Below are 12,758 nucleotides of genomic sequence, written 5' to 3'. Positions count from 1 at the left end.
TAATATTTCTAATACTTGCTTGCTTTGTCGAGCATTGTTAAGTCTGCTGCAGTTAGTTGTAAGTTTGCTGCTTCCATAAAAGATGCAAGCTGTTTCGTATCGGTTACGCTTGCAATTGGAGCAGTAACCGATGGACGGTGAATTAGCCATCCCAATGCAACTGCTGCGGGCGTTACCTGGTATTTTTCTGAAACCTGGTCTAAAGCATTTAAGATGTTCAAACCTCGTTCATCCAAATATTTTTTTACGCCTGCGCCACGTTTGCTTTTGTCAAGATCCGCTTCGTTTCTGTACTTTCCAGAAAGAAAACCGCTAGCCAGCGAGAAATAAGTTACTACGCCTAAGCCATTGTCGACACAAATTTTTTCATAGCCTTGCTCAAATTCAGCCCTGTCATACAAATTGTATCCAGGTTGGTACACTTCATACCGAGGCAAATTATGATCAGCAGAAAATTGCAACGATTCTTTTAGACGCGATGCTGAAAAGTTAGAGGCTCCAAGCCAGCGGACCTTTCCGTCTTTAATTAGCATTTCATACGCACTCAGCGTTTCTTCAATTTCGGTACTTTCATCATCAAAATGAGAAAAATACAAATCAATGTAGTCCGTTTTCAAACGCGATAACGAGTGTTCAACTTCATTGATGATGTAGTCTTTCTTTAACGATTTTCCGCTGCCCATGTCAGAACCCACCTTGGTGGCTAAAATCACATCGTGGCGTTTGTTGTGCTTTTTCAACCAGTTACCAATAATTGTTTCCGATTCGCCACCTTCGTTTCCAGGTACCCAACGCGAATATACATCTGCAGTATCTATAAAATTAAATCCCCGTTCAATAAATTCATCCAGAATCTCAAACGATTTCGATTCATCAATTGTCCAACCAAATACGTTGCCACCAAAAACAATTGGTGCTGTAGCCAGGTCCGTTTTACCTAAAATTCTTTTTTCCATGGTCAAAATCTTATTATACCCTAACAAATTATTAACGTTGCAGTTTGGTATTATTCAGGTTAAGCGCTACATAGCATAATTTTTTTTTGGAAAGCACTTGCACCACTTCATTTAAGCGTTCGTCCCTGTGTTACGCTGTACCTTTAAATTTATACAACTGCGTTGAAAATTTAAAGGGTGCCGCTTCACCCAGGTTTAGGTACCTCTTTTCGTGCTGGTGGTTCAGGTTTACAGGCCAAGATCATATAGCCAATCGGCATTAAAAAACCTCCTTTGTTGCCCTTAGCATCTCTCTTTTCCCTGGGGCACCTGGAAGTTTTTCTATCTGAAATCCGCAGGCTTTAACGGCACGTTTTAGGTTTCCGGTAATGGCATAGGTTACGAAAATCCCTCCCGGTTTTAAAAAGCTGCAGGCATGTGCAATTATTTCATCAGTCCACATTTCTGGCTGGTGTTGTACAGAAAAGGCATCATAGTAAATTACATCAAATTTCTGTTCGCTGTTAAAAGCAGCCAGCGTGGTGTGTGCAATTTCTAATTTGCACAAGGGCGACGGATTTTGTGGAGTTTTCAGACTTTCTTTATAGTTAGCTATAAATCCATCCCAAATCTTTGATGGAACATATTGCTCGTAACCCGTTTGCTCAATTACATCAAGCGTAAGCGGAAACGCCTCAATGCTGGTGTAATCTAAATGTATGTTTTGTTCTGTAGCATATTCAAAACTCAAAATAAAGTTTAATCCAGTACCGAAACCAACTTCTAAAATCGAAATCTGCTTTTCTGCTTCCAACTTAAATTTTAATCCAGCATCAATAAAAACATGTTTGCTTTCTTGTAGTGCGCCATGTTTGCTGTGGTAATGCTCACCAATAGTTTCATTGTAGAGCGTATTTGATCCATCGGCGGTAGCGGTAATAACATTCATAGTCGAGAATTGGCGGTTAAGAATTCATTAATTTGTTCAGAAATCTTATTTTTGTGTAAAGCTGCAAACATAGTGAAATTTCAATTTTTTCCCCAAATTTAGCCATAATGGACATCGAATCATTTAGAGATTACTGTTTAAGCTTACCTGGAACCACCGAAGGAATGAAGTGGGGGCACCTCTGCTTTATGATCGAGGAAAAGATTTACCTGATCATTGCTATAGACAATGGGAACAAGTTTTCTATTAAATGTGATCCTAATGAATTTGATACCCTCACAGCAAGAGATGGAATCGCTCAGGCATACCATCTGGCAAAAAGGCAATGGATTCAGGTCGAAAACCTGGAAGTGTTATATACTAAAGAACTGAAAGAAAGAGTTGCCACTTCAAGAGCATTGGTATTGGCCAAGTTGCCTAAAAAAATACAAGCTCTTTATGTAGGCCTTAACGGCAGCGCCTAATATTACTGTTTACTATCATCTTTTTTTATCCCTTTCTCGGCATTTAATTCTTTAGATTTCATAATGTTAAAACGATACATCTCTTCTATTCCTATCAGCTTTCTGCTACATTTTTCAATGTCTGTACCCTCCTCCCATAAATAGGGGCGGAAGCTGTAAGTTTTAGTGCCATCTAAGTTGGCAATAAACTGATTCCAACTGCTCCATCGTAAGCCCTTATAAAACTTATCTAAATCACTATCAAAGCAAAAGATTAAGAATTCTCCATACCCAGCACCTAGTGGTTGCCAGGTTAGCGAATTGGGTTCTAAATAGTAAACGTTTTTAACATCAGGACCCAAGCCGCCATAATTGATGGCAAAAAAACCGCCAACGGCATCGTCAGCAATTAAAAGATAAGGAACATTATCTCCATAGTTGGCAAGGGTCTTGCCCTTATTCCAATCGGCAATATTCCTGGTTAGGCGGTTGCTTCCCGAACCTAAAATCCTGATCCATCCATTATCTACCATTATGCCACCAGTATTGTAAATCACAGCGCCCAAAGTTGCATAGGTTGTCATCTGTGCGTTATACAACACCTCATTGGCCTTTGTAGTATCTACAGGTAAAACCTCTACCTTGTTTTTAGCTACATCTATCCATTTTTGCACCAATGGCCAGGCTGGGTCAGTTTTGTTGATTAGCTTGTCTAAGCTGATTAAGGTATTCTGAGCCATACACAATGAAGCTAACGAGCTGAAAGCAAAAATTAAACAGATTTTTATAGTGCCGTTCATCGGGAATTGTATTTCTTGTTTATCAAATATAGTACGATAATCAACAAGTTACTTGCGCTATCGTTTTTGTTGAATAAAAAAAACGTCCTGAAATTTTTCAGGACGCTCTTCAATATAGGTTTGATATTCCTCTCTGGGATGAAAAACTTAAGTTAACGTAATGGGATGTAGTCTATAGTTTTCAGTCCTGCAGTTAAATTTACCACATTCTAATTCTATCTTCTGGTTTTTTATACAACTTGTCTCCAGGTTTTACATCAAATGCAGTGTACCATGCATCCATATTTACAGGTGCACCAATTGTACGGTATGGTCCTGGCGAGTGTGGGTCAGTTTTAATTAATTGTGCTGCGCTTTCTGGTAAAATATTTCCTCTCCAAACTTGTGCCCAAGCTAAGAAGAAACGTTGATCTGGCGTAAAACCATCAATCTTTTCATTGCTTTTCCCTTGTTTAGTCATTTTAAACGCGGTATATGCAGCATTCAGGCCACCTAAATCGCCAATGTTCTCACCCATGGTTAGTTTACCAATTACATGTACGGTATCTAACACGGTATAACTATCAAATTGTTCGCCAAGCGCTTTTGTTCTTTCCTCAAACTTTTTACGGTCGTCGGCTGTCCACCAGTTTTTCAAATTTCCAGAAGCATCGTATTGGCTACCGCTGTCATCAAAACCATGACTCATTTCATGTCCGATTACAGCGCCAATGCCACCATAATTTACAGCATCATCTGCATTTGGATCGAAGAAAGGGAATTGCAAAATTCCGGCAGGGAAAGTGATTTCATTCATTGTTGGGCTGTAAGATGCATTTACCGTTGGTGGTGTCATGCCAAAACGGTTACGATCTACCGGTTTGCCCAGGCGACTAACATTCTCGTTATACCCCCATTTGCTGGCGTTACGCAAGTTTTGGAAATAAGTATCTCTCTTAATGTCTAGGCCTGTGTATGTTTCCCATTTTGTAGTATAGCCTACTTTTGGTCTGAATGCAGCTAGTTTTTCTAATGCCTTTTTCTTAGTTTCGGCACTCATCCATTCTAAGCCATTAATTCTAATTTCAAAAGCTTTACGTAGGTTGGCAATCATTTCATCCATGCGGGCTTTAGCTTCTGGTTTAAAATATTTAGCTACATAAAGTTGGCCAAGCAATTCGCCGATGGTGCCATCTGTTAATGATGACATGCGCTGCCAGCGTGGTGTTTGTACTTTTTGTCCGGTTTGCGCCTGTTGGAAAGCAAAGCTTGCTTTTACAAAAGGAGAACTTAAGCTAGATGCAGATCCCTTTAAAATATTCCATTCCAGGTAAGTCTTCCAATCGGCCACTGAAACAGATTTTAACATGTTATCTAAACTTGCCATAAATTTTGGCGATGATACCAATACCGTATCCTGACCTTTAATATTAAATTTAGGTAAGTAGGTAGCCCAATTAATGTCGGGTGTTTTTTGGCTCAATTCGGCAACAGTAAGCTTGTTGTAAGTTGCATAAGGGTCACGCATTTCCAGGCGACTCATTTGTGCTTCGGCAAATTGCTTCTCAATCTTAAAAACCGTTGCTGCTTTTTGTTTTGCTACCTCCGGGCTGCTACCTGTTAAAGTGAAAAGTGTAGTCATGTAGGTATCATATGCCTCACGAATTTTAACACTTCTGGTATCGTCTTTTAGGTAATAATCGCGATCTGGCAACGTAGTACCGCCCTGACCAATGTTGACCATATATTTGTTACCATTTTTGCGATCCTGTCCTACACCAACGCCAAACATGGGTCCGCCAAGGCCGTTTACACGCATGTAAGCAACTTGGTTTAACACGTCCTGAATGGTTTTAATTTGATTGATTTTTTCTAGATCGGCTTTAATCGGCGTATAGCCCAATTTTTCGATGGTAACCGTATCCATTGCTGCGGCAAAAAAATCGCCTACCCGTCTTTTAACCGATCCTGCAGGTGCATTCTTGTCGGCCGCCGCATCTTCCACTAAAGATTTTACAGCATTGATGTTAAAATCGCGAAGTTCGTTGAACGATCCCCAGCGTGTTTCTTTAGCAGGTACCGGATTATTTTTAATCCATGTTCCACTTGCATATGTGTAGAAATCGTCACCTGGCTTAACAGATAAATCCATGTTAGCCGGGTCGATAAATTTTTTCGACTGTGCATTTGCGGAAAAGCTTGCCGCAATAATGCCCAATGCAGCAAAATATCTTTTCAAATTTTGGTATTTCATTCGCTTAAATAAGTTAGTATTAAGCCGAAATTTATGAAATAACAATCAATTTTGAAACAATATATTAGAAATATTACTTATTAAACCAGTAGTAAATTCTGGTGAGGCCAAATCTTCTTAAAAATTCAGCTGGCGAGAAATGGAATTTAAGGGATTTCATGTTTTTAGAACTTTATACACTATTAACATTTTTTAACATCATTTATTGTGTGTAGTCAGATTTTTTTGTTATTAATAAAGATTCTTAATGATGACACTAATTAATTGGTAAGTAGTTTTTAATTTACAGGATTTGGAAATGAACGGCACGATTTTCATAGGAGTAAGCTGCCCCGTCATTCACTACAATCTTTTTTTCAACCCAAGCTTGCGTATCGATTTTCGGAACCAGGTAATCTTTGTGGCGTGTATTTTAACTCAATAAGCGGTGGAAAAAAAGTATTTTCGTTGCTGCCGGGTTTATTAACAACGGTTGTCCCTGGCGTTCTCATACGACAAAAAGCATAAATTGTTAGCATTGAATATTAAAACAATGAGCCATAACCATAATACCGCAGACAGTTGCTGTCAGCACAAACATAACGAACACCAATACGAGCACCATAACCATGATAGTGGCGACGAGCATAACCATGGCGGCGACCCCGGTGCTTTTAAAACATATGCACCTGCATTAGTAACCTTGGCAATGTTACTAATAGGCATTGCATTTGATTATCTTTTGAAATGGCCAGCATTTAAAGTCATTCGCCCTTATTGGTATTTTGTGGCTTATTTGCCAGTTGGGGTGCCCGTTTTGAAAGAAGTTTGGGAAACATTTAAAGCAAAAGACTTTTTCACCGAATTCTCCTTAATGTCTATTGCTACCATCGGAGCTTTTGCCATCGGCGAGTACCCAGAAGGGGTTACCGTAATGTTATTTTACACTATTGGCGAGCTTTTTCAGCTGGCAGCCGTAAACCGGGCTAAAAATAATATTACCGCTTTATTAGATGTAAGGACGAACGTAGCCCACGTATTACGCGGCAATGAATACGTTACGGTAAATGCACAGGATGTAAAGCCAGGCGAAACAATACAGGTTAAAGTTGGTGAAAAAGTACCCTTAGATGGTTCATTAATTAGTGGTGCGAGCAGTTTTGATACCGCTGCGATAACAGGTGAAAGTAAACCCCGCACCATTAGCAAAGGAGAAATCATTTTAGCGGGCATGCTCAACCTAAAACAGGTTGTAGAAATGGTGGTTGATAAAGCATTTGCCGATAGTACAATTTCTCGTATTTTAGAGATGGTACAAAATGCCAGCACCCGCAAAGCCAAAACAGAACTATTCATCAGGCGTTTTGCGAAAATTTATACCCCAATTGTTTTCTTTTTGGCTCTGGCCTTGGTAAGCGTACCAATGCTTATTTTAGGTAGCAATTACCATTTCCAAACCTGGCTATACAGGGCTTTAGTTTTTCTTGTGATTTCCTGTCCATGTGCGCTGGTAATTTCCATTCCACTGGGGTATTTTGGAGGTATCGGTGCATCGTCGGCACATGGGATTTTGTTTAAAGGAGCTAATTTTTTGGATGTTGTAGCCAAAGTAAATTCCGTCGTAATGGATAAAACCGGCACCTTAACAAAAGGCGTTTTTAAAGTTCAGCAAGTAGAAACATCTATTAACAGGGAAGAATTTATAAGTTACCTGGCGGCAATAGAAGCGAAATCTACCCACCCAATTGCTAAAGCAATCTCGGCTAATGCGGGTAAACAAGTGCCACTTCAGGTAACCGATGTTTTGGAGATTCCTGGGATGGGACTAAGTGGCGTAGTCGATGGTAAAACTGTACTTGCAGGAAATATTAAGTTGTTAGATAAATTTCAGGTGAATTACAAACCTGAAATTGCCAATATTCATGAGGGTATAGTTCTTCTAGCCATCAACGGGCAATACGCAGGCCATGTCTTAATTGCTGATGAAATAAAAGACGATGCACTTGTAGCGGTTGGGCAGCTCCGCAATCTAGGCTTAAATAAATTAGTAATGTTAAGTGGAGATAAAACGGCGGTTGTTGCTGAGGTGGCCAGTAAGCTAGGAATTAATACTTACTATGGCGATTTGTTGCCCGGCGACAAAGTAAAGAAAGTAGAAGAGCTTAAACAGGATAAAAAGAATATTGTTGCTTTTGTTGGCGATGGCATTAATGATACGCCCGTACTTGCACTGAGCGATGTTGGTATAGCCATGGGAGCGATGGGGAGCGATGCCGCTATTGAAACTGCTGATGTAGTCATCCAGACAGACCAACTAACAAGCATCATTACAGCTATAAAAATTGCAAAGGCAACCAGAAAGGTTGTATTGCAAAATATCATATTAGCCTTCGGAGTAAAGGCAGCCGTTTTGATTTTGGGTGCAAGCGGTGTAGCCACCATGTGGGAAGCCGTTTTCGCCGACGTTGGCGTTGCTCTGCTGGCGATTTTAAATGCCATCAGGATTCAGAAAATGAGATTTTAGTTTTTGTTATTCCAGGCTTCTTTTTATGTTATAAATTTGACTTCAGAATAAAACCGATTGTTAACAACTGGCCCGGGTTTGTAAACCTGATTGTCGTGTAAATCCTTTTTGAAGCAGTGATTTTCGAAGTTGAGGCCGACTTTCACAAAAAGATTGCAACAAAAGCAGGACAGACGTTAAAATAAAATGCTGCAACTGCTTTCCAAATTTCATACAAGATATTTCTAATCAATCGACCCATTTTAGTGGCCTTGTTTGATTCCGTTAGCACTGCAAAGCTTTCTCTTCTTTAAGTTTTCAGCTTTGCGCTTATTTAGCTATTTTTGGGCTTTTAATAAAATTCATGAGCATTTCCACCAAGTACAATCCTGCAGAAACCGAAGATAAATGGTATAGCTATTGGCTATCTAAGAAATTTTTTCATTCAACGCCAGATGAGCGTGAGCCATATACTATTGTAATTCCGCCACCGAATGTTACTGGTGTTTTACACATGGGGCACATGCTCAACAATACCATTCAGGATGTTTTGATTAGGAAGGCCCGGATGCAAGGTAAAAATGCTTGTTGGGTGCCTGGTACAGATCATGCCTCAATTGCTACCGAGGCGAAGGTGGTTGCCATGCTAAAGGAAAAAGGTATCGACAAAAAAGATCTCTCGCGTGAGGCGTTCTTAAAGTATGCCTGGGAATGGAAGGAAAAATATGGTGGCATTATTCTAGAGCAGCTGAAGAAACTTGGTGCCAGTTGCGACTGGGATCGCACACGTTTTACCATGGAGGATGACCTCTCTGAAGCAGTTATTGATTCTTTCATTCACTTGTATAAAAAAGGGTGGATATATCGAGGTATAAGAATGGTTAACTGGGATCCGGCGGGCAAAACTGCCGTGTCTGATGAAGAAGTGATTCGTAAGGAGGTTAACCAAAAGTTGTACTACATCAAGTATCTGGTTAAGGGGGAAAATGATGATGAGCCCGCTACCTTTTTAACCGTTGCCACAACCAGGCCCGAAACTATTATGGCCGATGCGGCTATATGTATTAACCCTAACGACGAACGCTTTCTACATTTGAGGGGTAAAAAAGTTTTTGTGCCATTGGTTAACCATGAAATACCGGTGATTGAGGATGAATATGTAGACATTGAATTCGGTACTGGTTGCCTGAAGGTTACACCTGCGCATGATTTGAATGACTACGAATTGGGTGTGAAGCACAATTTACCTGTAACGGATATTTTAAATGACGATGGCACGCTAAATGAACTGGCCGTAATTTTAGTGGGTGAAGATAGATTCGTTGCCCGAAAAAAGATTGCCAAATTGTTGGATGGGGCAGGACATCTGGAGAAAGTTGAAGATTACAAATCGCAGGTGGGATTTTCCGAGCGTACCGATGCGGCCATCGAGCCTAAGTTATCGATGCAGTGGTTTGTTAAAATGAAAGAGCTGGCTCAACCTGCTCTTGATGATGTTCTGAATGGAAATATCAATTTAATTCCAAATAAATTTGAAAATACCTACCGCTATTGGATGGAGAATGTTCGCGACTGGAACATTTCTCGTCAGCTTTGGTGGGGGCAGAGAATACCTGCATGGTACGATGATAAAGGAAATTGGGTAGTTGCTAAAACCAAAGACGAGGCTTTAGAGGCCTTTTGGGAGAAAAAGCATTTAGATAGCGAAGGCGTGGAAGCGGATAAAGCAGGTTTCAAAAATCAATTGGCACCTTTTATAAACCAAGACGATGATGTAATGGATACTTGGTTTTCATCGTGGTTGTGGCCAATTTCGGTTTTCGATGGTTTCAAAAATCCAGATAATAAAGACATAAATTACTACTATCCAACTAATGATTTGGTTACAGCCCCAGAGATTTTGTTCTTTTGGGTTGCACGGATGATAATGGCAGGACATGAGTTTATGGGTAAAAAACCATTTACAAATGTTTACCTCACGGGTATTGTTCGCGATAAGCTGGGCCGTAAGATGTCTAAATCGCTGGGAAATTCGCCAGATCCGATTGGCTTGATAGAAAAATATGGCGCTGATGCAGTTCGTGTAGGTATGTTAATGTCGTCGCCAGCTGGTAACGATTTAATGTTCGATGAAAGCTACTGCGAACAGGGCCGTAATTTTGCTTCGAAAATTTGGAATGCATTTCGCTTGGTGAAAGGTTGGGAGGTTGATGCTAGTTTAGCAAATCCTAATGAGCAGGCTATCAGATGGTTTGAAAATCGATTCAATGAGTCTTTGGTAGAAATTGAGGCTAATTTCAAGCAGTATCGTTTGTCTGAAGCACTGATGATTACCTATAAATTGGTTTGGGATGATTTCTGTGCATGGTACCTGGAAATGGTTAAGCCAGCATATCAACAGCCAATAGATGCTGCCAGCTATAAAGCTACTGTCGCATTTTTTGAAGACATTATTAAACTGTTGCATCCTAACATGCCTTTCTTAACCGAAGAGTTGTGGCATGATGATTTGTTTGCAGCTCGTGGTGAAATGGATTGTTGTATCGTGGCCGAATATCCGAAAGGTGGTGAAGTTGATGTGCAATTGCTGAAAGATGCAGATGTGGTTAAAAGCGTAATTGCAGAGATTAGAAATGTGCGTAACCAAAAACAAATTTCGCCTAAAGAAACGCTGCCATTAAGCTTAAAAGTAAATTCTGATGTGAACTACGATAAGTGGCTAAATATTATTTATAAGCTTGGTAATGTTGCGGAGGCGGTTTTTGTTAGCGAGAAGGTTTCGGGTGCTACTGCATTTATGGCTGGTAAAGATGAATTCTTTATCCCGCTGATGGAGAACATTGATGTGGATGCTGAACGTATTCGTTTAAATGCCGACCTTGTTTACTTGCAGGGTTTTCTAAAATCTGTTGATGCAAAGCTTAATAACGAGCGTTTCGTACAGAATGCAAAACCAGAAATTATAGCCAACGAGCGAAATAAGAAGGCGGATGCTGAGACTAAGATTAAAATAATTGAAGAAAGTTTGGCTGCCATTGGATAGGCACTAGTTAGTTAAGCTTTTTCTGAGAAATATGGAGCCTCCTGTTGTCATTCAGGAGGCTTTTTGTGTTTCGGGTTATTGCCCTGCAGAGTTATACCGAGTCTTTTATTCTATCTGGGGGGATTGTTTTTGATATTTCAGATACGTTTAGTCTGGCGGCGGTTTTCTCCCGAGGATTACATGGATGCACGCAGATTTTTACAAGATTGCTGGGGCTTTAGGTTCATCACCATTTAGTTTAGCGGCTGTTTTTCTCCCGCGGATTACACGGATGAACGCAGATTTTTAAATTGCTGGGGCTTTAGGTTCATCACAATTTTGTTTCGATGACTTTAATAATAGTATTTCAGATGGGTTTAGTCTAGAGGCTGTTTTTCTCCCGCGGATTACACGGATGCACGCAGATTTTTACAAGATTGCTGGGGCTTTAGGTTCATCACCATTTAGTCTAGCGGCAGTTTTTCTCCCGCGGATTACACGGATGAACGCAGATTTTTAAATTGCTGGGGCTTTAGGTTCATCACCATTTTGTTTCCATGACTTTAATAATAGTATTTCAGATACGTTTAGTCCGGCGGCCGTTTTCTCCCGAGGATTACACCGATGCACGCAGATTTTTTACACAATGGCTAGGGCTTTAGGTTGTTTAAGTGCATGTTGAGAAAGCTGAGTGAGTTCTATTGGTAGTCTGGCTTTATTGAGTTTGTAAAAGGTTTTAGTTCTGTTTAGATCGTTGTATCAGAAATTCACTATTTCAAACGTTTTCCTAAAATTTTTCGCATCAGAAAGGTTGTTCCTAAAGAAAGGTCTCAGACCCTCTTAACAAAGAAAATGCCGGTTCTTTACCTGTTAGTTTCAAAAAAATTACGTGGACAGATTAAGGGTATTGCGATTAAAATATTATTTTAGGTGACCAATACGATTTAGTAAAATCGAATCTAACCATTACACTTCTATGTCAGACGGCTACATTCTACTTAAAGCAACACATGCGCAGAATTCGCGACTGAAAGTAGTGGTTGGTTTGCTCTTCTTTGTTCCTCTGTTCCTCAGCTTCCAACTTCCACAGCGAAATTTTTTGGCGTTGGGTATCGTTGCGCCAATGGAAAAAGACAGTTTAGTTGCTGCTGTAGGATTTCGAATGTTTGGAGAAACGGTGGGTAAAACAATTGCACCCGCGCTTACAGAAGAGGCTTTTCAGCGGAAATTAGTTGAATTAAAAGCATCGAAAGCTAAATTGTACATGTGCAATATTATGTTTTCGGGAGATATGAAAATTGCTGGTCCGGATGTAAACGAAGATCGGGTACTTCGCTATTCGGATGTGTTATTACGACGGGCACAGCAGGCAAACGTAAAAGTTGTAGTATTGGGAAGTGGTGGTGCACGGCGCTTGCCAGAAAATTATGATGTAAAACAGGCTACCCAAAACTTTGTCGCCCTAGCTAAAAAAATTTCAACCCTTGCATCAAAATATAATGTAAAAATTGCTTTAGAGAACCTGCAGCGTAAAGAAACTAACTTCTTAAACACGCTTAAGGAAACTGCTGCTATCGTTAGGTTAGTCAACCATCCTAATTTCGGCTTAAATGCTGATATTTTTCACATGACACGGGAAAATGAATCGCCACAAAATATTGTCGATGCAAAGGATGTGCTCATCCACTGCGAAATTGCTGAAAATGAAGAACGTACGTTGCCAGGCATAAAAGGTGATGATTTTACGCCCTACCTTGCTGCACTAAAAAAAGCCAATTACAAAGGGCCAATTTTTATAGAAGCTGCCAGCAACTACACGCCAGCGCAATTGGCATATGCCTTTAAATTTTTGAATCAACAAATTGATGCCGTTTATCGAAACCGGTAAATGCAT

General features: G+C 40.1%; 8 protein-coding genes. 4 read left to right on the top strand and 4 right to left on the bottom strand.

From position 1 onward, the window contains the following. Positions 1–8: 8 nt before the first annotated feature. Together OQ268_RS12805 and mnmD are read right to left on the bottom strand one after the other, a co-directional pair. Entirely contained in the window at positions 9–956 is a 948-nt protein-coding gene (locus tag OQ268_RS12805; protein ID WP_265856537.1) for an aldo/keto reductase, read from the bottom strand. Between the two features lie 259 nt (positions 957–1,215). Continuing rightward, positions 1,216–1,884 carry a tRNA (5-methylaminomethyl-2-thiouridine)(34)-methyltransferase MnmD gene (gene mnmD, locus OQ268_RS12800; protein WP_265856536.1) on the bottom strand — a complete coding sequence of 223 codons (669 nt, stop codon included), beginning with the start codon at positions 1,882–1,884 and terminating at the stop codon, positions 1,216–1,218. Positions 1,885–1,991: 107 nt separating this feature from the next. Here mnmD and OQ268_RS12795 point away from each other — a divergent pair, with 107 nt between their 5' ends. Further along, positions 1,992–2,348, top strand: coding sequence for an MmcQ/YjbR family DNA-binding protein (locus OQ268_RS12795; RefSeq protein WP_265856535.1), 357 nt, complete (start codon positions 1,992–1,994; stop codon positions 2,346–2,348). A 2-nt stretch (positions 2,349–2,350) separates the two neighbouring features. Here OQ268_RS12795 and OQ268_RS12790 read toward each other — a convergent pair whose 3' ends face one another. Both OQ268_RS12790 and OQ268_RS12785 read right to left on the bottom strand, forming a co-directional pair. Then, positions 2,351–3,067, bottom strand: a complete 717-nt coding sequence (locus tag OQ268_RS12790) for a DUF2625 domain-containing protein (protein WP_265856534.1) — start codon at positions 3,065–3,067, stop codon at positions 2,351–2,353. Positions 3,068–3,326: 259 nt separating this feature from the next. Beyond that, on the bottom strand, positions 3,327–5,360 hold the full coding sequence (locus OQ268_RS12785; RefSeq protein WP_265856533.1) for a M13 family metallopeptidase: 2,034 nt from the start codon (positions 5,358–5,360) through the stop codon (positions 3,327–3,329). A 532-nt stretch (positions 5,361–5,892) separates the two neighbouring features. Between OQ268_RS12785 and OQ268_RS12780 the strand changes: the two genes are divergently transcribed. From OQ268_RS12780 to OQ268_RS12770, 3 genes are all read left to right on the top strand, one after another. Next, a complete protein-coding gene (locus OQ268_RS12780) occupies positions 5,893–7,863 on the top strand; it encodes a heavy metal translocating P-type ATPase (protein WP_265856532.1) in 1,971 nt (656 codons plus the stop codon). Between the two features lie 343 nt (positions 7,864–8,206). Beyond that, entirely contained in the window at positions 8,207–10,885 is a 2,679-nt protein-coding gene (locus OQ268_RS12775; RefSeq protein WP_265856531.1) for a valine--tRNA ligase, read from the top strand. A gap of 955 nt (positions 10,886–11,840) precedes the next feature. Beyond that, on the top strand, positions 11,841–12,752 hold the full coding sequence (locus OQ268_RS12770) for a sugar phosphate isomerase/epimerase family protein (RefSeq protein ID WP_265856530.1): 912 nt from the start codon (positions 11,841–11,843) through the stop codon (positions 12,750–12,752). Positions 12,753–12,758 lie beyond the last annotated feature (6 nt).

This window comes from Pedobacter sandarakinus, from assembly GCF_026240095.1.
Lineage (GTDB): Bacteria > Bacteroidota > Bacteroidia > Sphingobacteriales > Sphingobacteriaceae > Pedobacter > Pedobacter sandarakinus.
Note: the sequence above shows the minus strand (reverse complement) of the source record. Positions and strands in the feature narration are given on the sequence as shown.